General features: G+C 70.3%; 14 protein-coding genes. 4 read left to right on the plus strand and 10 right to left on the minus strand.

The window, feature by feature from the left end; translation table 11 throughout:
* The first annotated feature begins 108 nt into the window (after window positions 1–108).
* The 3 genes from BLR68_RS14545 to BLR68_RS14555 all read left to right on the plus strand — a co-directional run bounded on the left by BLR68_RS14545 (window position 109) and on the right by BLR68_RS14555 (window position 3,293).
* Window positions 109–2,331 (plus strand): glycosyltransferase, encoded by a 2,223-nt coding sequence (locus BLR68_RS14545; RefSeq protein ID WP_018185801.1) that lies wholly within the window; start codon window positions 109–111, stop codon window positions 2,329–2,331.
* A 93-nt stretch (window positions 2,332–2,424) separates the two neighbouring features.
* On the plus strand, window positions 2,425–2,886 hold the full coding sequence (locus BLR68_RS14550; RefSeq protein ID WP_018185802.1) for an FAD synthase family protein: 462 nt from the start codon (window positions 2,425–2,427) through the stop codon (window positions 2,884–2,886).
* The gene (locus tag BLR68_RS14555; RefSeq protein WP_018185803.1) at window positions 2,883–3,293 is read left to right on the plus strand and encodes a hypothetical protein; all 411 of its coding nucleotides are present in this window, start codon (window positions 2,883–2,885) and stop codon (window positions 3,291–3,293) included. The genes BLR68_RS14550 and BLR68_RS14555 overlap by 4 nt, the downstream gene beginning before the upstream one ends.
* A 104-nt stretch (window positions 3,294–3,397) precedes the next feature.
* On the opposite strand, the gene BLR68_RS14560 is transcribed toward BLR68_RS14555, so the two are convergent.
* The gene (locus BLR68_RS14560; RefSeq protein WP_018185804.1) at window positions 3,398–4,954 is read right to left on the minus strand and encodes a DEAD/DEAH box helicase; all 1,557 of its coding nucleotides are present in this window, start codon (window positions 4,952–4,954) and stop codon (window positions 3,398–3,400) included.
* 192 nt (window positions 4,955–5,146) lie between these two features.
* Entirely contained in the window at window positions 5,147–6,019 is an 873-nt protein-coding gene (locus BLR68_RS14565) for a KPN_02809 family neutral zinc metallopeptidase (protein ID WP_018185805.1), read from the minus strand.
* Window positions 6,020–6,176: 157 nt separating this feature from the next.
* Between BLR68_RS14565 and BLR68_RS14570 the strand changes: the two genes are divergently transcribed.
* Window positions 6,177–6,611 (plus strand): recombinase family protein, encoded by a 435-nt coding sequence (locus tag BLR68_RS14570; RefSeq protein WP_018185806.1) that lies wholly within the window; start codon window positions 6,177–6,179, stop codon window positions 6,609–6,611.
* A gap of 9 nt (window positions 6,612–6,620) precedes the next feature.
* On the opposite strand, the gene BLR68_RS14575 is transcribed toward BLR68_RS14570, so the two are convergent.
* The 8 genes from BLR68_RS14575 to BLR68_RS14610 are packed head-to-tail and all read right to left on the minus strand — an operon-like array spanning window position 6,621 to window position 22,374.
* Entirely contained in the window at window positions 6,621–8,318 is a 1,698-nt protein-coding gene (locus BLR68_RS14575; RefSeq protein ID WP_018185807.1) for a serine/threonine-protein kinase, read from the minus strand.
* Window positions 8,315–9,736, minus strand: a complete 1,422-nt coding sequence (locus BLR68_RS14580) for an FHA domain-containing protein (protein WP_018185808.1) — start codon at window positions 9,734–9,736, stop codon at window positions 8,315–8,317. The genes BLR68_RS14575 and BLR68_RS14580 overlap by 4 nt, the downstream gene beginning before the upstream one ends.
* Window positions 9,736–10,557, minus strand: a complete 822-nt coding sequence (locus BLR68_RS14585; RefSeq protein ID WP_018185809.1) for a PP2C family protein-serine/threonine phosphatase — start codon at window positions 10,555–10,557, stop codon at window positions 9,736–9,738. The genes BLR68_RS14580 and BLR68_RS14585 overlap by 1 nt, the downstream gene beginning before the upstream one ends.
* Window positions 10,554–11,603, minus strand: a complete 1,050-nt coding sequence (locus BLR68_RS14590; protein WP_018185810.1) for an RDD family protein — start codon at window positions 11,601–11,603, stop codon at window positions 10,554–10,556. Before BLR68_RS14590 ends, BLR68_RS14585 begins: the two co-directional genes overlap by 4 nt.
* Window positions 11,600–13,912 (minus strand): transglutaminase domain-containing protein, encoded by a 2,313-nt coding sequence (locus tag BLR68_RS14595; protein WP_018185811.1) that lies wholly within the window; start codon window positions 13,910–13,912, stop codon window positions 11,600–11,602. The genes BLR68_RS14590 and BLR68_RS14595 overlap by 4 nt, the downstream gene beginning before the upstream one ends.
* A complete protein-coding gene (locus BLR68_RS14600) occupies window positions 13,909–15,252 on the minus strand; it encodes a DUF58 domain-containing protein (protein WP_018185812.1) in 1,344 nt (447 codons plus the stop codon). The genes BLR68_RS14595 and BLR68_RS14600 overlap by 4 nt, the downstream gene beginning before the upstream one ends.
* Entirely contained in the window at window positions 15,249–16,223 is a 975-nt protein-coding gene (locus tag BLR68_RS14605; protein WP_018185813.1) for an AAA family ATPase, read from the minus strand. Before BLR68_RS14605 ends, BLR68_RS14600 begins: the two co-directional genes overlap by 4 nt.
* A gap of 40 nt (window positions 16,224–16,263) precedes the next feature.
* On the minus strand, window positions 16,264–22,374 hold the full coding sequence (locus BLR68_RS14610) for an Ig-like domain-containing protein (RefSeq protein ID WP_018185814.1): 6,111 nt from the start codon (window positions 22,372–22,374) through the stop codon (window positions 16,264–16,266).
* Window positions 22,375–22,486 lie beyond the last annotated feature (112 nt).

Consider the following 22,486-nt stretch of genomic DNA (forward strand, 5'->3'; position numbering starts at 1 on the left):
TCCCCACGGACAGTATGACGTGCAAATCGCGTGGTGTCGTTAGTATTCCTTCACCACGCCTGTCTGGGGAGATGACGGGCGCGGTCTATCCACGGTGATGGGGGACGTGTGGAACACATCGACGATCGTGCGCGCGAGGGACGGCTTCGCGTGCTGATCAGCGCCTACGCGTGCGGTCCGGTATCGGAACCGGAAGCGAGCGCAGGCTGGCAGGTCGCCACCGCGGCGGCGCGCACCCACGACGTCTGGGTCATCACGCGGCCCCGATTCCGAGAGGCCATCGACGCGGCCCTCGCGACGGATGCCGCTCTGCGCCGACGCCTCCATGTCGCCTACCTCGATCTGCCGTCGAAGGTCGTGCGCCGCAAGCGCCGAGGCTGGGACCTGTATTGGTACTACCCCCTCTGGCAGCGCGCTCTCGGACGGCGGGCGCGATCGTTGCACGACGTCACGCGCTTCGATGTCGCACACCACGTGACCTTCGCGAACGACTGGATGCCGTGCGGCCTGACCGCTCTGCGCGACGTACCCCTCGTCTGGGGGCCCGTAGGAGGGTCGAGCACCCTCCCGATCCGGCATCTGAGCCGGTGGCTCGGTGTCAGGGGAACGCTCACCGAACTCGTCCGGAGCCTGACGACCACCATCTTCCGCCGTCTGTGGGCGGCGCCGGTCGCGAAACGCGCGTCGCTCATCGTCGCTCAGAATCCGGACGTCGGCCGCATGTTCCAGCCTTTCAACGACGCTGTCGTCGTCGAACCCAATGCCTGCCTGGATGACCTGCCCGCCCGGGTGACCTCGGCCGTGCAGCCACGGCACGCTGTCTTCGCCGGTCGGCTGCTCGCCTGGAAGGGAGCCGCGATCGCCATCGAGGCGCTCGCCCGCCCGCAGGCGGCGGACTGGACGCTCACGATCTTCGGCGACGGGTACGAACGCCGTCGACTCGAACGGCTGAGGAGCCGGCTGGGACTCGACGACCGCGTCGCCTTCGCCGGTCACCGACCGCGTCCGGAGGTCCTCGATGCGATCGCGCGCGCCGAGGCGTTCGTCTTCCCGTCGATGCATGACCAGGCCGGATGGGTCGCGGCAGAGGCGAGCACCATGGGATGCCCGGTCGTGTGTTTGCCGCTGGGTGGGCCGCCTCTGCTCGCGGGAGACAACGCCTACATCGCCGATCTACGGGGCGACCTCCCCGGCGCCGTCGCGCACCAGCTCGTCGCGGCAGCCACCGCGGGCGGTCGCCCCCACGATCGCTGGTCCGCCCATCGCCTCCCCGCCCTCGTCGACGGCTGGTACCGAACCGCATTGCGCGCGACGGATCCACCCTCGATCCGCGTGCTCGAGACCTTCGGTACACCGAAGGTCACCACGAACCCGTACATCGCGCAGCTCCACGCCAGCCTGAGGGCGACCCCGGGCCTCACGACCCTGACGTTCGACTACCGCACCGCACTGCTGGGGAAGTACGACGTCGTTCACGCCCACTGGCCGGAGCTGATGGTCGACGGTCACAAAGCGCTCGGCCGCGCGGCGCGGCGAACGCTCGCGGCGCTCACGGTTCTGCGGTGGCTCGTGACGCGAACACCCGTCGTCAGGACCCTGCACAACGTGGAAAGACCTCAGGGCATCTCATGGTTCGACCACGTCGTCCTGAGCGGGATCGATCGGGCGACCACGCTCGACATCGCTCTCAACGACCTCACCCCTGCTCGCGCCGGCGTGCCACAGGTCACCATCCCGCACGGGCATTACCGCGACTGGTTCGCTGTACGGGAGCCCTCGCCCAGCGTGGCCGGACGGGTCGGCTACGTCGGCTTGATCCGCCGGTACAAGGGGGTCGAAGACCTCGTCGAGGCGTTCAAGGAGTGGGACCGGGCAGGAGTGAGCCTGCACGTCGCCGGCAAGCCGTCGTCGTCCGAAATCCTCGACGGTCTCCGTGCGGCAGCGGCATCCGACGACCGGATATCGATCGATGCGCGCTTCCTCGACGAGCCCGATTTCGTGACGGCGATCCGCGCGTCGGAGCTCATCGTGCTGCCCTACCGGCACATGCACAACAGTGGAACCGCTCTGGCGGCCCTGTCGCTCGACCGGCCGGTGCTCGTCCCCGAGAACGCCGTCAACCGTGCGCTCACCGAGGAGTGCGGTCCCGGCTGGGTCCACACGTTCGAGGGTGAGATCTCCGCGGATGACATCGAGCGGGCCTGGAACGACTCTCGAATGCGCGGCGCGAGACCGGATCTGTCCCGTCGCGAGTGGGCGGCGGCGGGTGCCCACCATCGCGACGCCTTCGAGCGCGCCGTGCTCGAGTACCGCCCCCGCACCGGATCGTGACGCCCGGGGGCGTCGTGGTGTAGTGTCCTCCGCATCGGGCTTTGGGGGCTCGGTTCGAGTTGGGGCTCGATTTAGCTGGCTGGGGAGCTTGCTATGACTGTGCGTATCGGTTACGCCGCGGGGGCGTTCGATCTGTTCCACGTGGGACATCTGAACATCCTTCGCCACGCGAGGGACAACTGCGACATGCTCGTCGCCGGTGTGGTCAGCGACGAGATGCTGCACGAGGTGAAGGGCGTCGACCCGTTCATCCCGACGGCTGAGCGAGCCGACATCGTGCGCGGCATCCGCTTCGTGGATCACGTCCACATCGAGCGCGTGCCCGACAAGCTGGCCGTGTGGCGCGAGGTCGGTTTCACGCACTTCTTCAAAGGCGACGACTGGCGCGGCACCGAGAAGGGCAACCGTCTCGAACGGGAGTTCGCCGAGGTCGGGGTCGAGGTCGTCTACTTCCCGTACACGGCGCACACCTCGAGCACCCAGCTGCGTCGTGCGCTCGAGGTCGCCTCAGCCGAGACGCTGTACGACCGCGAGCTGCGTTCCGAGTCGGCGTGACCACGGCGCGCGACGACAGCGCGCGATCCGAGGGTCCCGACGAAGTCATCGAACTGTTCGTCGGCCAGGTCCTCGCCCTCTACCCCCTGCGGGTGTTGGGCGGACCGACCAGCGGACTCGACCCTCCGCCGCTGCGCCGCATCTTCCCCCGCTCCCGTGACCCGAGAGCCTCCTCCCGCGCCGAGCAGGACTGGGCGCGGGCTCGAGCGCGGACCTATGTGGTCCTCGCCGATGCGCCCGGCCACGGCATCCTGACCGTCGGCGACTACCGGGTGGAGGTTGTCATCCTCCCCCTCGACGCCTCGACCCCGCCGCAGGCGACCGTCTTCCGCGTCGCCTCGATCACCGGCCGCATGGTCACCATCACCGGCGCCGTCATCGATCCGCTGATGGATGCCGCCGGCTGAGCGCCGGACTTTTCGAGACCTGTCCCGCCCACCGTCGTGCGGGACAGACGGCGAGAGCCGCACCCCTGTGGACGGGGTGCGGCTCTCGACCTGGATGCTGCGGGTCAGCGACCGCTGCGGCGGCCGGCACCGTTCTGCCGGACGACCGACCCGACGGTGAGCGCACCACCACCGCTGGCGCGACGACCGGTGCGACGAGCGCCGCCGGCCGGGGCGGCCTTGGGCGCGCCGTGCGACGCGGTCTGGCCGGAGCCGGCGGTGCGAGCGGGCTGGCCGTCACGGCGCGGCGCGTCGGCGGAGCGGCGCGTCGAATCGGCGGCACGACCCTGGCCACGGCCACGGCCACCCTCGCCGCGTCCGCCGCCCTGGCCGGAGCGACCGCGGTCGCCCTGGCCCTCGCGGGCGGCGCGCTTGCGCTGCGCGTTCGCGCCCTGGCTCTGACCGCCGCCGCGGGTCTGCGGCTGCTCGGGTGCCGGGGTGACGTGCGCGGCGACCTCGCCGACGAGCTCGACGACCGAGGCGGATGCCGCGGTCACGGTCTCGGGCGTGACGGAGATCGCGGCCTTGCGCAGGAGCGAGTCGACGTCGCGACGCTGCTCGGGCAGGACGATCGTGACGACGGCGCCCTCGGCGCCGGCGCGAGCGGTGCGGCCCGAACGGTGCAGGTACGCCTTGTGCTCCATGGGCGGGTCGACGTGGACGACGAGCTCGACGTTGTCGACGTGCACACCGCGGGCGGCGACGTCGGTCGCGACGAGCACACGGGCGGTGCCGGCCGAGAAGGCTGCGAGGTTGCGGTCGCGCTGCGGCTGCGACAGGTTGCCGTGCAGGTCGACCGACGGGATGCCCTGCGAGGTCAGCTGCTTGGCGAGCTTCTTCGCGGCGTGCTTGGTGCGAAGGAACAGGATGCGACGGCCGGTGCCCGACGCGAGGAAGCGCACGAGCTCCTTCTTCTCGTCGGAGCCGGGCACGTGGAACACGTGGTGGGTCATGGCGGTGACGGGCGAGTGCGCCTCGTCGACCGAGTGGAGCACCTCGTTCTGCAGGAAGCGGCTGACCAGCTTGTCCACGCCGTTGTCGAGCGTGGCGCTGAACAGCAGGCGCTGCGAACCCTGCGGGGTCGCGTTCAGGATGCGCGTGACGCCGGGCAGGAAGCCAAGGTCGGCCATGTGGTCGGCCTCGTCGATGACGGTGATCTCGACGGCGTCGAGGCTCACGAGCTTCTGCTGCATGAGGTCCTCGAGGCGGCCCGGGCAGGCCACGACGATGTCGGCGCCGGCGCGGATGGCCTCGACCTGACGGTTCTGGTTCACACCGCCGAAGACGGTGGCGGTCTTCATCCCGTAGGCGGCTGCCAGCGGAGCGAGCACGCGGTCGATCTGCGTCGCGAGCTCGCGGGTCGGAGCGAGCACGAGGCCGAGGATGCGGCCGCGGCGGCGGGTGCCGCCGGCGAGCTCCTGCCCGAGGCGGGCGACCATGGGGATCGAGAAGGCGAGGGTCTTGCCCGAGCCGGTGCGACCGCGGCCGAGCACGTCGCGACCGGCGAGCGTGTCGGGGAGCGTGTCGATCTGGATCGGGAACGCGGTGGTCTTGCCGTTGGCAGCCAGCGCGGCGACGAGGGGAGCGGGCACGCCGAGCGTGCCGAACGTGGGTTCAGTCATGAGAGAACTAACTCGGGCGTGATCGCCCGGATCGGTGTCCCGAGTGCGAGTGCGCAGACGGGTTCGCCGTGAGAAGGAGTCGCCAGCGACGATCGATGGATCGGCAGCGGATGATGCGTTCTACGACGCGAGGGGCACCAGGAAAGGCGCCGCAACCCCTTCAGCCTATCAGGTGGCTCCCGGACCGGCCTCTCAGAGCTGCTGGCCCGAGACGGAGAAGGTGTCGCAGGCGCCGGATCCGCCCGTGTATCCGGCCATGAACCAGCGCTGGCGCTGCTCGCTCGACCCGTGCGTCCAGCTCTCGGGGTTCACACGTCCGGACTGCTGCTGGATGTGATCGTCGCCGACGGCGGATGCCGCGGACAGGGCATCGTCGATCTGGGCCTGCGTCGGCTTCTGCAGGAAGGACTGACCGGAGGCATCCTTCTGATTCGGCGCCTCAGCCGCCCACGCCCCGGCGAAGCAGTCGGCTTGCAGCTCGGTGCGGACCGCGTTGCTGTCCTCGCCGGTCCCGTCGCGCGGGTGGTCCTCGAAGATCCCGGTGAGGTGCTGCACGTGGTGGCCGTACTCGTGCGCGAGCACGTACAGCTGTGCGAACTCGCCTCCCTCGGCGCCGAGCTGGTTCCGGAGGATCGACCAGAACGTCGGATCGATGTAGACGGTCTCGTCGGTGGGGCAGTAGAACGGACCGGTCTGATTGGATGCCGTGCCGCAGGGCGATGACGTCTGCTGCTCCACGAGCACGAGATCGGGTGCGCGGTACCCCTCGACTTCGTTCTGCCAGTACGAGTTGATGACCTCCTCGCCGGCGTCGAGCCGGCACGCGTCGTCGTTGTTCGCGTCGGCGCCTGTCGTGCAGTTCTGCAGCGCTTCGCCCTCGGAGCCGGTGCCCCCGCCGGGCGACCCGCCCAGGAGCCCGCTGAAGTCCTGACCGGTGAAGAGGCTGATCAGCAGGACGGCGATGCCGATGACGCCGACTCCGGCCCCGCCGGCGACGACGGCGCCGCGGCCCCCGCGGCGAGTCGCGCTCTTGCCCCGCACGTCGGCATTCGGGTTGAAGGTCATGCCCGGGACCGTACTCCGCCCCGGACGTCACGGCACACGGGTTGCATTCGTGCCGCGAACCGTGTTCGGGACGGTCGCGCGTCGGCCAGAATGGGGCGATCGGTCACAATGGACTGCGACGGGGCTGACCGCATCGTCGCTCGCGGAGGAGATCACAGTGGACGCACACGCGGACGAACCGGCACCCGGGGACTACGCGGAATCGCGCCTCATCGCGATCCCCGACGATCCGACGACGGATGCCCCCGGATTCGCCGCCCTGCACCCCAGCCCGGAGTGGTGGCTGGCGCTCCCCGCCGGCTCACGACTCGTGGGGCTCGTCGTCTCGCGGCCCGACATGCCGAGCGTCGTCGCCCAGCGTGACGCGCTCGCGCAGTTCGGCGTGCCGATCGAGGGGTTCCGGCATCCCGCCCCCGACATCGGCGAGACCTGGGAGGAACGTCTCACACGCCTGTTCGGGCGCCTCGGCGCCGGCGACGTGCTCGTCGTCACCGACGTGAAGGCCCTCGGCCGCGACGCGCACGAGGAGACCCGCACGGTCGCGGAGCTCCGCCGCCGGTCGGTCATCGTGAAGGTGCTCGACCGGGGCTGATCCCCGCCGTCAGGATGTCGCGCAGATGCGCAGCGGGTCGCTCGTCGCGCCGTTCTCGCGGCGCACGCTGACGTCGATGCAGATCTGGGTCTCGTCCCCGAGAGGAACGGACACGCGCGCCTTGGGGGCGTTCGCGGGGGTGGCTTCAGCGCCGTCGAGGCGCACCTGCTGCCACAGGTAGGTGTCGCCGTCCTGCGGGTCGGGGTTGACCCACCGGAAGACCGCCTTGCCGTTCTGGATGCGGCTCGACCCGTCGGTCGGCGCCGCGATGAACTCCGCGTCTGGTTCCTGGGGTTTCGGAGTCGGGGCCGAGGACTGCGCGGGCTTCGCCTCCGTCGCGGGCGGCGCGAGCAGCGATGCGAGGACCACCGCGCCGACCACCACGACGACGACCACGGCAGCGGCGATGAGCCCGATCCACAGCCCCCGACGCGACCGAGCCGGCGCGGCCGTCTGACGGACGGTCTCACCGGCCGGCGCCGGCGGCGCGGTCGGTGATGTCGCCGGCGGGGTCTCGCCGGCAGCGATCAGCTGCGACCCCCGGACGATCGTGCCGTCATCCGGCTCGGACACCGCAGCGGCGGGGGCCGACGGCGGGATCGCGGTCGGCGGTCGCAGGACGGTCGAGTCGACGCCGGTCGCGGAGGCCGTGGCACCGGGGGCCCACCCCGAGGTGTCGCGGTGCTGCGTGGCATCCGTCCCGGTCGCGAGACCCGCCGCGAGGGCGGTCCGCTCCCACGTGGGCCCTGCCGCCGGCGAGGTGTGCGGGTCGATGCTGACGATGCCGCGGACGCGGGTGAGCTCGCCCTCCTCCTCCTGCTCCTCGACGGGCGGGGCGTCGTCGAGGATGTCGATCGGGGTGACCGAGTGGGCCAGCTCGATCTGCACCTTCTGCAGCGCACGGGCGAACGCGACGGCCGACTCGAAACGGTCGGTCGGGCGCTTGGACATCGCCCGTTCGAGCACCTGGAAGAGCGACGCGGGGACGTCGGCCCGCTCGAGGCGGGCGAGTGGCTCGGATTCGATCCGGCGGATCAGGTCCGCGCCGCCGTTGCGTCCACCGGGCACCTCGAACGGCGACCGTCCCGCGAGCAGGTTGTAGACCGACGCCCCCAGCGCCCACACGTCCGAGCGCACGGTGAAGTCCGGCGCGTCCGCGAAGGACTCGGGCGGCGACCACGGGATCGACATCCCCGCAGACGGATCCATGCCGTCCGCCGTCGTCGCGATGCCGAAGTCGGTGAGGGCGGGCCTGTTGTACTCGGTGACGAGGATGTTCGCCGGCTTGATGTCGCGGTGCAGGATGCCCGCACGATGGGCGGTCTCGACCGCCGCCGCGACCTGGATGCCGACGCGCAGCGCCTCGGCCACCGAGATGGGGGCCGAGCGGGCGCGGACCTGCAGGTTCGGCTTGGAGCAGTACTCCATGACGAGATACGACCTGCCGTCGCCGGCGACACCGGCCTGGTAGATCGTGACGATCGCGGGATGCGTCGAGAGCATCGCCATGACGTTCGCCTCGGCCTGGAACTGCTCGGCCGCGCCGCTCGTCATCTTGTCGGCGAGGAGCACCTTGACGGCGACGCGACGCCTGGGCAACGCCTGCTCGTACAGGTAGACGTCGGCGAATCCGCCGGAGCCGAGCACCTGGACGTAGGAGAAGCCGGGAAGCTCCGGTGGCGCGGCGGGGGCTCGCTTCGAGCTCACGGAAGGTCCTCGAAGGTCAGGGTGACGCCGTCGCCGAGGTCGAGCACGTCGCCGTCGATCACCATGGTGGGCTCGTTCGGGTGCAGCCGCACCGGGTCGTGGCCGCCCCGGAGCAGGACGGTGCCGTTCGTGCTCGCGAGGTCGACGGCGAGCACGTGCTCACCCTCCGCGCGGATCTCGACATGGTTGCGCGAGATGTCGTGCTGTGGGCCGTCCACGGCGACGAGGGTCGGCAGCTCGTTCTCGGCCGGTCGCGTCGAGCGCGGTCGGCGGCCGATGATGACTGTGCGCTCGAGTTCGACGACGCGGCCGTCGGCGAGGCGGATGCGGCCCCGCGACGGGCTCCGCGGCGGCACGTCCTCGATCGAATCGAAGGATGCCGACCGCATCGCGCGCGCTTCGGCGACGGATACGGTCGCACCGTCGTGGTCGCCCAGCGCCGACGCATCCGCAACCGGTGGGAGGGGCGGCGCGGGGTGCGGCGGCACGAACGGGGGCAGGGCGGGGACGGGCGCGGTGCCCTGCGGCGCCACCCGGGAACTCACGATCGTCGCCCCGAGGACGGCGTCCTCATCCGGCCCGGAGATCGTCTCGCCGGGGTCCGGCGGCCGCGGCGCATCGTGCGGCACGGGGACCGAGACGGGCGAGCCACCGAGCGTGTGGATCGGTGGAACCCCCGTGACCAGCCCCGGCGTCTCGGTCTCCGGCTCCGATTCCGGTTCAGGTTCCTTCGCCAGCGTGCGCGGCGAGGCGACGGTCTCGCCCAGATCGTCGGGTGCCACAGCGGATGCCTCCGGCTCCGGCTCCGGCTCCGGCTCGGGCTCGGGCTCCGGTGCGGGCTCGGGCTCGAGCTCGGGCTCCGGCTCGGCGACAGGCTCCGGCTCGGGCTCGGCGACTGGTTCCGGCTCCGGCTCGGCGAGGGGCTCCCCCGCCGTCACGGGCGCTGCGACCGGCGCGGCGGTCTCGTGCTCTGCGACGTCGAAGATGATCTCGGCGACGGGGACGACGCCCGACTCGATCGGCAACAGGTCGGCATCCGCGGCTGTCCCGAGGTCGACGCTCACGCGGATGACGCCCGGCAGGAACCTCTCGGTCCACGTCGCGACGCCGGCACCCGAGACCGCATCGACGCCGTCGGCGGTCTCGACGACGAGGGTCACCGGACCGCGGACTGCGACGCGCACCCCGTCGCCCTCCGCGACGGCGAGACCGAACGGCGGGATCGCCGCGAGCGACGTGCCGAACGCCCCTGTGAGGGATTCGAGGACGGCGCCGATCCCGCCGTTCTCGAGCCGGCGCCACACACCCTCGACGGCGTGCGGGGTCACAGCCGGGGGCAGCACGGCGAGCGCCGAGCCGGTCACGGCGGCACGCCAGGCTTCCGGGGCGCCGTCGGGCCGATATCGCACTGCGCGCATCAGGCGTCTCCTCCTGCCGCTGCTCGCGGCCGTGTGTCCTCTTCGGCGTACGACGCGCCCCCCGCGGGAGCCGTGTCGTACGCATCATCATCCTGCCCCGCCACGCGGACGGCATCGACCACCACGGCCGTGATGTTGTCGCGACCGCCGTGGAGCATCGCTTCGTGCACGAGGCGGGTCGCGGCATCCTGCGGGTCGACGACCTCTCGGAGGATGTCGCTGATGCGGTCCTCGGGAACCTCGCCCGACAGGCCGTCAGAGCAGATCAGCATGCGATCGCCCGGCTCGGCCGCGATGAGCCAGAAGTCCGCCTCGCCGCCGCTGCCCGCGCCGATCGCCCGGGTGATCTCGTTGCGGCGCGAATCCCGTCCGGCGGCTTCGCCGGTCAGCTCGCCCGCGTCGATGAGCTCCTGCACGACGGAGTGGTCGACGCTGATCTGCTCGAGCTCACCGTCCGCGAAGCGGTAGGTGCGAGAGTCGCCCACGTTGACGGTGAGCCAGTATCCGTGGCCGCCGACTTCGGTGACCGCGACACCGGTGAGGGTGGTGCCGGCGGCCCGCCCCTCGTGACCGATGCGGTGCACGGCGGCGCGGGCACGCGCGAGGACCGCCCGCATCCCGTCGATCCCGACGGAGTCCTGACCGACGAGGGCGCGGAACTCGGCCACGACGGCGGAGCTCGCCGCGGCGCCCGCATCGTGGCCGCCCATGCCGTCGGCGACGAGGAAGAGCGGATACTCCGCCAGGTGGGAGTCCTCGTTCACGCGTCGACGGAGGCCCGGGTGCGTCGCCGCCCCGACTTGCACGTCCATCGCGATCATCGCGCGGACTCCACCGTCAGTCGTCGATCGCCGAGTTCGAGGACGTCGCCCGACCAGATGCGCGCCGGTTCACCCGGGACGAGCCGCTGCGGCTGACCGGCACGGACGATCACGACGCCGTTGAGCGAGTGACGGTCGACGACCCACGAGCCCCGCTCGTCGGCGCCGACCTCGAAGTGCGTCTTCGACAGCGACAGGGTCTCGTCGCGGACGGGTGTGCTGCGCCGCCCCTCCTGCTGGCCGGGCCCCCGACCGAACAGCGTCGGCTCGTAGATCGTGTGCCGCGTCCCGTCATCCCAGCGCAGGATCGCGATCACGGGCGGCGAGACCCGTTCGGCCGATGCGGGCCGGCCGTCGCGGTGCGGCACTCCGGGGACGGTCGAGATCACGTCGACCGGCAGCGTCCGCGGGATCGGCCGGTTCGCCGGAACGGATGCCGGAGCCCACGACGGCGCAGGGAGGGGGTCGCCGTGGCCGGTGGCCGCCGCCGAGACGACGGGCCGGGGATCTGGCGCCGCCGCGGCCGCCGCGGTCTGCGGGATGAGGACGGGCGCGGGTTCGATCCGTGCAGCGGGCGCAGGCTCGACCGGCGCGGCGGGCGTCACCGCCAGGACGTCGGCCGGGTGGACGATGACGGCCCCCACAGCCAGGTCGTGCCATCCACGCCGCCACCGCGACGAGTCGAACAGAGGTGAGAAGAGACCGACGACGACACTGCAGGTGAGCGTCCACACGAGGTTGCGCCCGAGTGCGCGGCCGAAGCCGAGCCGCCCGTCGCCCTCGTCGGCCCGCTCGAGCCGCAGCCCCACGACGCGCATGCCGATCGAGCCCCGGCCGCCCTGCAGGGCGGTGTGGACGAGGAACCAGGCGAGCGAGGTGCCCGCCACGGCGGGAAGCAGGACCAGGATCCCCACGACGCCAGCCGACAGGACGGACACGGCCAGGACGCCCCCCGCGACCGCGGCGACGACCGCCGCCCCGACGACGGAGTCGATGACGACGGCGCCGACGCGGTGAGGCATCGTCGCGGGGGCACCCCCGGTCATCGCCGGCGCACCGATCGACCCGCCCGACTGCGTCGGAGCGATCGCAGGCTCAGCCGGGCCCGAAGACGCTGCCAGAACGTGGCACCGCCGGCCATGCCCGCGACGATCTCGTCGACCTCGCGCCAGAAGGCGTCGACGTCCTCAGGGGTCGGGTCACCGGGGCCGTACACCTCGGCGTCGGCCTGCTGCGCGAGTGTCGCAACGCGAGAACCGTCGAACGCGTCGCCGACGACCGTTGCGCTCTCGGCGCGGGTCGATCCGGGAGGCACGGCCACGCGGTAGTCGACAGCGCGGTCGACCAGCTCGTCCCAGCCGCCCGACACGCGGTCGGCGGTGCGCTCCGCGCGCAGTCGCCGGGTGCGACGAGCCGCCTTGAGCCCACCGATCACCAGGAACGGCGACATCAGCAGCAGTATGCCGCCGAGCCCCACGCCCGTCCAGAGGAGCACGGGTCCGAGCCAGTCCGGGCCGGGCTCCTCGTCCTCATCCTGATCGCGCTCCTCGGCGAGTGCCGGCGGCTGATCGGCCGGTTCCTGCGCGGGCGGCGGCGGCTGCAGCACCTGCGGCTTCGGGTTGGCGCGCGGCTTCGTGTTCTGCTGGCTCGGCTCGTTGTCCTCGTCGGGAGTCGGGTCGAAGGGGATCCACCCCTTGCCCTCGAAAGCGATCTCGACCCAGGCGTGCATGTTCTCGCCCGTCGCGGTGAAGACACCCCCGGCATCCTTCTCACCCTCATCGGGATGCCAGCCCATGACGACACGGGCAGGCATGCCGAGCTGGGTGGCCATGAGCGCCATCGTGACGGCGTACTGCTCGTCGTCGCCCACCATCTGGTCGTTGTTCACGAGCATCGAGATGCGTGCCGAGCCGTGACCGGACGGCGAGTACACGTCGTCGGCGAGACCATGGCTGAAGTACCCGTCGGTCTTCAGGTAGCTCTCGAGCGCGCGCGCCTGGTCGATGGGCGTCTCGGCGTCCTCCGTCGCATCCGAGGCGATCTCGCTGAGCGCCTGCGGGATGCCGGTCTGCTTGGGCATTTTCAGCGGAGCGAAGGGCGTCTCGGCGAGCTGCTCGTCCTTGATCACGGGCGGGATGATCGTGTCGATCGTGTATGCATCACCGGACTGGACGCCCGAGGTGACCACCGCGGTGCCGGTCGCATCGTTGAAGTGGGCGCCGCGACGGAGGTCGGTCGCCCGGTCTCCCTGGAACTCGATGCCGCGCGCGGATCCGACGGAAGGGAGCCACACGCCGGACAGGTCCTCGATGTCGACGCGCACCTTGGTCTCGGTGCCGGACGCCTCGGGCGACATGTTCGACCGGATCGAGGTGAAGGCGCTCGACGATCCGGCGCCGTCCTCGGCGACGTTGTAGACGACGCCGTCGTAGGCGTCCATCGTCGCGAGGCGCACGCGCCCGTCCTTCGGCAGCCCGCTGACGGTGAACAGCTGGTCGGTCTTGAAGTCGCGGACGTACTTGCGCCAGGACTGCAGCGGGCTCGCGTAGTCGTGGATGTCGAAGGGCGGGACGACGAAGTCGCGCAGGATGTACCGCTGGGTCGGCGGGCTGGCGGTCGCCGCGACCGCAGCCCCTGCACCCGTCGCGAGGGCCAGGACGATCCCGCCCGACACCAGACGGCGCAGCCGAGCGGCGCGCGAGGCGTCGGCTCCGGGGGTCGCGGCCTCGACGGCCGTGCGCTCCGGGCTCCACATGGTGCGCAGCGCGAGCCACACGACGGCGACGACGACGAAGAGGGCGCCCTGCACGATCGGCGCCACGGTCTGCGCCGTGCCGAGGAGGATCTCACCGGCGATGTAGACGGATGCCGGGATCAGCGCCCACGCCGCGCGACGCAGGCGCAGCGCGAGGGACGCCGTGAGCACCGTCGCGACGAGGGTCATCAGGAACGGGACGATCAGGTGGCCATCGCCCGGGTCGACCGGCGGCACCGTCGTGAGGAGGTCCTTCCACGAGGTGACGGCGCCGAGCGCCAGCTGGCGCCACGTCTCGAGGGTCGGCACGACGCCGAGGAAGGTCGTGTTCGGCAGTGCCAGCGCACCGCCGAGCAGGAAGTAGAGCGCGATCGTCGCCCCGGCGAGGGACAGGATGCCCCAGCGCCACCGGGCACCCACCCACGCGAGAGCCAGGCCGAACACGAGCGCGCCGATCGCCGCGAGGAGGTAGGCCGGGCCGTCGAAGGTCGCGGCGAACCCGACGATCCCGACGCCGAGCAGGAGCACGACGGCGGCGATGTCGGCGACGAGACGCCGCCAGGTCGCACCCGGCAGCAGAAAGAAGGCGAGCCGGTTCACGAGAGGACCTTGCGGAGGGCGTTGGGAAGCTGATCGAGGTGGCCGAGCGCGACGACATCAGCGTCGCCCACGCGGCGGAGGACCGGCGATTCGAGGCGACTGTCGGCGATGATCGCGAGGGTCCGCACGCCGAAGGGCACGCGCGAGCAGGCGAGGCGCAGCTGTCCGGCGTCGACCGTCGACCCGCAGAGCAGGACGGCGACGGCGGCATCCGGGGAGTGCGCGGCCAGGATGCCGGCGAGCGCGACGATCCCGCCGTCGCGCGGCTTCGTGCTCTCGAGCGCGGAGAGCGAGTCGAGGTACCGGCGTCCGGTCTCGGCGCGGATCTTGCCGGCCGACGTGCGCACGTCCAGGGTGCGCGAGTCGCGGAGGGCGCGCAGGCCCACGGAGCCGGCGACGGAGATCGCGGTCTCGAACTCCTCGGGGTCGCGGTACTCGCCGGGGTGCGTCGACAGCGCCACGACGAAGTGCGAGCGACGGGTCTGCTCGTACTCGCGCACCATGAGCGTGCCGGTGCGCGCCGTGGACTTCCAGTGCACGTGGCGCAGATCGTCGCCGGGCTGGTACTCGCGCAGCGCGTGGAACGAGACGTCGTCACGGGCGAGGTGCTGATCGGGCAGGCCCTCGAGGTCGCGCATCTGCCCGAGCGAGAGCCCCTCGAGCGGCAGCGTCCGCGGGTGTACGAAAAGGTCGACGGCCTGACGGCGGTCGTGCGTGCGTTCGAACAGGCCCAGCGGGTCGCCGCGGAGGACGCTCACCGGACCGACGGCGAGCACGCCGCGGTGGGTCGTCGGGATGGCGAAGAGCTCCTCGTGCTCCTCCCCCGCCTGAAGCCGCGGCACCTGGAAGACGCCGCGACCGGAACCGACCGGCAGGACGATCTCGGAGGGCAGCAGCGAGCGGGACGTGAGGTTCGCGAGCTTCAGCGCACCGACGGCCCGCTCGCCCACCACGACGCGCGTGCGGGTGAGGTCGAGATCGACCTCGTACGCGGTCCGCCCGAAGAGGAAGACGATGCATAGGAGCGCCAGCACCGTCGCCACGATCGCCGCAACGAACGCCTCCTGCCAGCCGAGCGAGAACGCCGTGATCCAGAGGATGATCGCGGCGGCGATGACGACCCAGCCGGTGAGCTGGATCACCTCGGCGATGATCCGCGCGCGGGAACCCGCGCGGCGCGCCCACACCCCGGCGTCCTCTCGCACCTTCTCCCACCGCGTCGCTTCGCGGGGCGCGAGCAGCGCCGCGTCCTCGGCGGCGTCCGGTGCGGTGCCCGCGGGCGCGCCGGAGGGGCCGGGCGCGTCCGGCGCCTCGGCGACCGTCTCCGGCGTCATCGTCATTCGGCGGACGCCCTCGCGAGAGGCGCCTCGACCTGGCCGAGGGCGCGCTCGATGACCGACTCGGACGTCGTCCCCGAGAACTCGGCCTCGGGGTCGAGGACGAGACGGTGGGTCCAGACAGGTGCCGCCAGCGCCTTCACGTCATCGGGGATGACGTAGTGACGACCCTGGGATGCCGCGACCACACGCGCGATCCGCATCATCGAGATCGCGCCACGGACCGAGACGCCGAGCTTCGTGGCATCCGATTCGCGGGTCGACTCGACGAGCTGCGCGGCGTAGCGCGCGACGGCCGGGTCGACGTGGACGGTGGCGGCCAGGTCGGCCATGTCGGCGACGGCCTTCGTCGTGATGACGGGGCTCAGCTTGCCCGACGGGTTGCGGTCGACGTCGCCGGCGAGGATCCGCTCGGCGACGGCGAGAGACGGGTAGCCGATCGAGGTCTTGATCATGAAGCGGTCGAGCTGCGCCTCGGGGAGCTTGTACGTTCCCGCTTGCTCGATGGGGTTCTGCGTCGCGATGACGAGGAACGGTCGACCCACCTCGTGCGGCACGCCGTCGACCGTCACGCGGGACTCCTCCATGACCTCGAGGAGCGCCGACTGCGTCTTCGGCGAGGCGCGGTTGATCTCGTCGGCGAGGACGATCGAGGCGAACACGGGACCCTTGTGGAACTCGAACTTGTGGTTCTGCTGGTCGTAGATCGTGACGCCCGTCACGTCCGAGGGCAGCAGGTCGGGCGTGAACTGGATGCGGGTCGACGACCCCTGCACGCTCGCCGCGAGTGCCTTCGCGAGGCTCGTCTTGCCCGTGCCCGGCGCATCCTCGAGGAGGACGTGACCTTCGGCGAGCATCGCCGCCAGCACGAGGCCGACGACCTCGCGCTTGCCCATCAGCGCCTGGTCGACGTTGTCGACGAGTCGCGTGAACGTGTCGCGGAACCAGGCCGCCTGTTCGGGGGTCATGCTCATTCGTTCAGTCCTTCTTCGTCATCTTCAGTGTTCGTTGGTCCTACTTGGCCCAGAAGCGTTTCTCGGTGTCCACGTCGCCTCCCCAGCCGAGGATGTCCACCCAGACATCCACGTTGTCCGATCCGTGCCAGCACGTGATCTGGACCGAGCCGTCGGAAGGGACGTTGAACGGACCGTTGTAGTCGTTGAACCTGGGGTCGCCCGTCGCGTTGCAGTCGATCCGATAGCTCCCCCCTGGGAAGTTCTTGGTGTTGACCACGAAGTAGTAGCAGCCGTTGACGCATGCCTGCGGCCCACCGTCTCCCTTCGTCACCCAGACCTGCGGTTGCGGTGGCGGCGGCGCGTCGACGGTCGTCGCACTCGCTTGCGCGGTGGTGGTCTGGCTGCCCGCAGCGCTCGTTCGCACTTCGATCGTCCGCGTCGTGCTGTACCCGACGTCGTAGTTCTCGGTGCCCGAGGCCGCGACGACACGCCATCCTCGGCCGTCACCGGTGCGGATCTCGGTCGTGACGGGCCGCCCGTTGGGGGCGGGCGACGACCAGCTCATCGAGATCGTCCGCCCGTCGCCCGCCCGCGATGCGCTGGCCGACGGATTACCGATCTGCCCGTACGGGGCGACCTGGTTGGAGGCCGCCGACGCGGGTCCCTCGTAGGTCGTGCCGTCCGCGGTGGCCACGGCCCGGATCTGGACCGTGTACGAGCCGTTGTTGTTGACGACGCCGTTGCCGATCGTGCCGGACGTCCCTGAACCGCCGCCCGCGACCCAATCGGCACGCCATCCGCTGCCGTTCACGTTGTACTGGTACTGGATCTCGTTCGCGGTGGCACCGTTCGACGCGGCCGGCTGCCACTGGACCGTGACCTGGTTGTCGCCCTCGCCCGCGGTGACACCAGACGGAGCACCCGGCGGCGTGAAGGCACGGCGCGGAGCGGATTCAGGACTCAGCTTGCCCCACCCTGCTTTGTTGCGCGCCCGCACGGTGTAGGTGTAGTTGGTCTGGGAGGTGTCGACGACGACGGCCTGGCTCGTCTGACCTGCCGGTACCGAGATCTTCTGGACGACGCTGCCGCCGCGGATGACTCGCAACTCGTAGGCGGCGATCGCGTCGCCGTTCTCCGCAGGCTGGTTCCAGGACACGCGCATCTGAGCACGGCCCCCGACCGGCTCGAGACGGGCCACCGTCGGAGCGCCCGCCGCCGCCGGCGGTGCGGCAGGGATCTCTCCCGCGGACCACTGCGAGAAGTCGGAAGGCTCGGGTGCGCGGTTGTGGGCGCGGACCCGTACTTGGTACTCCGTACCGTTCTGCAGCCCGTCCCACTTCAGCTTGTTCCCGGTCACGCCTGTTTTCTGCGCGACGCCGGAGGGCGGTGCGGGTGAGATCTCGAGAGTGAAGCTCTCGACCGGCGACCCCTCAGTACGTGGTGTCTTCCACGTGACGTCGAGACTACGATCACCGAACGCCAGCGCCGGGGGCGCCGGCTGGTCGGGACGCACATCCGGACGCGCGGTCTCCGACGGCACCGACGGATCGGACTCGCCGACGCTGTTGGTCGCTGTGACGACGAAGTTGTACTCGACGTTGTTCGTCAGCCCGTCGAGGGTGCACGTCGTGGAGGGACATTCCCGGGTGTAGCCACCCGCGGTCGAGGTGACCGTGTAGCCCGATATCCGACGACCGTTGTCCGCGGGCGGGGTCCAGCTGAGAACCACGGTCCGGCTCCGTACCGTGGTCACGGTCGGCTTACCGGGCGCCTCAGGCCGCCCCTGAACGGTGATGCGGATGCGTCCGTCGACACGCCGGTCGGCGTCTCCTGTCGCGTCCTGGACCGTGTAGCGGACGACCACGTTCCCGACGAACTCTTTCGACGTCGTCACATTCACGTTCGGGCCGGACACCCTCACGCTCGTGACATCGCCCGTCTCGATCTGTGTGTTCACGATCTGGAGGGCCTTCTCAGGGAACGGGTTGACGTCGTTGTTCAATGCGTTCACCGACACGGTCTCGCCCTGGTCCGCCTGTTTGACGACATCGTCGTTGACCGACGGCAGCTCGCGGGTCGACGCGGTGACCGTAACCTGGATGTTTGCTTCGACGGGGTCCGTCTCCCCATCGGTGACACGGACGGTCAGCGAGAACCGCGTGCCCTTATCCACGTCAGGTTGCGCGGACACCTGCAAAGTCTGTCCGTCGATCGACGCGTTGACACCGGATGGCGCGTCGGAGGCGAGGGAGAACGTCAGTTTCTCCATATCGCCCGGGTCGGGATCCGAAGCCAGCTCCCGCAGGCCGAGAGTCGTCGCCTCCTCGCCGGGCGCGACGGAGATCGACGCGCCCGTCATCGTGGGCGGCTCGTTGTCCGGCGGCAGCACCGTGATCGGGATGGTCAACGTCGCCTTGCGGCCGGTGTCATCATCGGGCCCGGAGCCGTCGGTGACTTCGAACGTGAGCGCGTCCGATCCGAAGTAACGCTCCGCGGAGGTGTAGGTGAGCGTCGACTCGTCCTTCACGAGGCTCGCGCCGTTGCTGTGCGCCGCCGAGACCTTCTCGGTCTCGGTGATCACGACGTTGCCGCCGCCCGAAGCACGTACGTACTTCGACAGGGGCAGGTCGATCGACTCCCCGCTCTTGACAGTCACGCCCTCGGTCGAGAGAAGGGTGGGGGGAAGATCAACGAGCGCCGGAACGTGGATGAATGCTGCAGAGACCTGGTCGTCCTCATCCTTGACGAGATACGTGATGAGCTGACGCTGGTCGGTGACGGTCAGGCTGACACGACCGCCCGATCCGACACGCGCATTGTCGCCGCCCTTGCCAAGCGATACCTCAAGGGCAGATCTTGTGCCGTCGGGGTCATCGTCGTTGGCGAGGACATCGACCGTCACGGTGCCGTCTTCCTTCACCTGGTCGGGGAGGACGCGATCGTCTCGAGCGATCGGACGGGCGAGAGGGACATCGGGGTCGACCGTGATCTGCACGGACGTCGTCGCGCGGAGCCCGCGCTCGTCGGCGATCGTGTAGATGACACTCGTCTGCATCGGCTTCTCAGGCGCCGTGATGAGCAACTGCTGTCCCGAGACCTTCGCGCTGAGCCCCGCGACGTCGGGGACCTCCACCGCGTTCTTGGCGAACGTGAACTTGTCGCCGTCGGGGTCGGAGTCGTTCTTCAGCACGTCGACGGCGACCGTGCGCCCAGGCCGCATCGTGATCGTGTCGCGCACCGCGTAAGGAGCCTGGTTGGTCGTCGGGGCCGGGGCGATGCCGATCTGGACGGATGCTGTCGCCTCCTTACCGAGAGCGTCGCGTACCCGGTACTGGAACCGATCGACACCCACCGCATCTTCGAAAGCGGTGTAAGTGAAGGAGTCGGCCTCGATGGCAGACACCCGGCCCTTCTTCGGCGAGGATGCGAGACCCACGAGCTCGACGGAATCGCCGTCCGCGTCGATCCCGTTCAGGTCGACGGGAACCGTGACAGCCGACCCGCTGAGCGTGCGGACCGTCACGTCGCGCGGTCGCGGCGCGGCGTTCGACGTGTCGTCGCGGGGCAGGATCCGGATCGTGACGTAACCGGCGTCGCGTTGGCCGCTGGAGTCCTCGACCTCATATGTCGCGTTGACCGTCTTCGGCTCCGACCCGGCGCGGAAGCGCAGCGTGTCCTCGGAGACGAACAGGTCGCCGTCCGCATCGTCGACGAGCGGCGGCACGAGTTCGGGCGAGATGTGGATCTCGTCGTTGTTCGGGCTGTAGTCGTTGTCCATCACCGGAATGGTCACGACGTCGCCGGTACGCACGACGACCTCGTCGTCGACGGCGATGGGGGGGCGGAGCTTCTCCGGAGCCGGCACTGGGATGACGATGATCTCGCCGTCGGCCGACTGCGATCCGTTCGAGATCGTGTACGTCAAGCGGACCTGCTTGTCGAGCGACGCCTGGTCGCTGACGCGGATGGTCTCATGCCCGAGCACGGCCGCGGCCACACCCGCGTCCTCATCGACGGTCACGGACTGAACGACCAGAACGCCGCCCGCCGGGTCGGTGTCGTTGCCCAGCACATTGACGAGCACGTCGCCACCGGCCGGCAGGAGGGCGACGTCACGGACGGCGATCGGCGCGACGTCGGCATCCTCTTCGGGGAGCACATCGATGCGCACGATGCCGGGAGCCGAGTTCGGTCCGGCCGAGGCGAGGTAGGTGGCGTAGTACGTGCCGATCTTGGCGGACTGGAACGTGAACGACTTGTCGGGATAGTCGCGCGTCACAGTGCCGCCTTCGACGTCGTCGACACGGGTGAGGCGGAGCTGCTCGTTGCCGGTGCTCGTATCGTTCGTCAGCGGGCGAACGGTGACCGGACGGTCGGGGCGGGTCACGACGTGATCCGCGTTCGTGACAGGGAGGGTGGTTCCGAGCGGACGGATGTCGTACCGCGCGACGCCTACGGCGGAGTCGCTTCCGTCCGACACCGAGACCGGAACGTCCTTCCGACCCTGCGTGCCGCCGATCGCGCGATAGGTGATCTGGCCGTCGGAGGTGAACTCGGCTTCGTCGCCACCGTCGGGAGTGACAGATTGCAGGAAGATGTCGTCCCCGTCGGGGTCTACCCAATCAGTCAGCACGTTGTAGGAGACCACGCCGCCCGTCTCCACGGTGATCGCGGTCTTGCGCTTCTGGACCGGCGGGGAGTTCTCGCTGAGCGGCCGAACCGTCAGCGCGACGCGGGCGCTGTCCTTTCCGCCGCGACCGTCCGACACCTCGTACGTGAACGAGGTCGTCCCGCTCGCATCCTCGGGCATGGCGATCTGCAGGGCGGTGCCGTCGTAGATCGGCGTCACCTTCCCGACCGACGGCGGCGTGACCACCTTCGCAACGAGGACGTCGCCGTCGGCGTCGAGGTCGTTCTCGAGGACCGGGAGGACCGTTGTGCGACCCGGACGGACGCCGTAGCGGTCGTTCTCGGCGACGGGAGCCGTGTTCTGCTCGGTGCGCTCGGGGAGGGTCGACTGGATGGTCTCCTCCGTCGTCTCCTCCTCTTCCTCACCCTCGCCCTCGGGAGGAGTGATGTCCTCCCAGTTGTCGACCTGCTGCAGTGCGTCGCTCGCCATCCACGCCGATCCGCCGAAGATGTCGTTCAGGACGACGACGTCCCGGTTCACGCGGAACCGGAGCTGGCTGGACTTCTTGACGCCCTTGATGGTCTTCTGCACGTCGTCGCCGTCGCCCGTGCAGTCGCGCACGAAGGCGCCGGTGCCCGACCAGGCACCGTACGCGCAGCCCGCGACGTACACCGGCTGGGCCGGAGCACCGCCGCCGCTGCCGGCATCCTTCGTCACGAGGTCCCCGCCGCCCAGGGGCACCCGGACGAGCTGCGACGGCGTCGCGAGCGTGACGGTGTCGGTCGCGTTGGAGGGCTGCTGGAGAACCGCGTCGCCCGGCACCTCGGCCTGCAGCCCGTCGGTCGAGTAGAGCATCGAGGTGGTCTGATCGAGGACCACGCTGACTCCGCCGACGGAGGTGATCGAGAGCTCGTCGTCCTTGTCGATGCCCTCCAGCTCGCGCTCGGCGGTCTGCACGTAGGTGCCCTCGGCGTTGGGGCCGTAGGCGAAGATCTTGCCGGACTTCGCCGAGACGGCGTAGACGACGCCGGCGGTGCTGACGGTCACCGCGGCGCCGCGACCGAGCTTCGCGATCGGATCGCCGGCTTCCTTGCCGACCGCGGCGATCGAGGTGAAGGGGGCGGCGCGCAGGGCGCCGTCCTCGTCGATCGTCGCGACGGTGGGGCCGCCGAGCACCACGTTCGCGCCCGAGGGGATGTCGGCGCTGTCCGAGAGAACGACCCGTGACGGGTCGATCGCCGTGGCGGTGTTCTCTGCTTCGTCCGTGACGAGGACCCGGTTGCCGGCCTGCTGGATGTCGTAGTCCGCCGACAGCGTGCGAAGACCCCCGTCGAGCACGCGCGACTCGTTGTTGAAGTGTCCGACGAGCAAGCTCGTCTGCTTGGTGAGCCAGACACCGCCGTCGTTGAGCTCGACCTCGGTCGTCGGCTCACCGTCGTAGGTCAGGGCGAGGACGCTGACAGCGACAACCGCGGCCGTCACCGCACCGATCGAGGCGAACGTCTTGGGCCGAGAACGCAGCCAGGTGAACGACTTCATGAGTGTTCTGACTTCCCCCGAGGCAGTCATGCATGCAGAACCGTGGCGGCCGGTGAGAAGACCGACTGCCACGGCGTGTGGACGCCATAAAGACTAAGCGAGAGACGAATAT

Source organism: Microbacterium sp. 77mftsu3.1, assembly GCF_900100525.1.
Lineage (GTDB): Bacteria > Actinomycetota > Actinomycetes > Actinomycetales > Microbacteriaceae > Microbacterium > Microbacterium aquilitoris.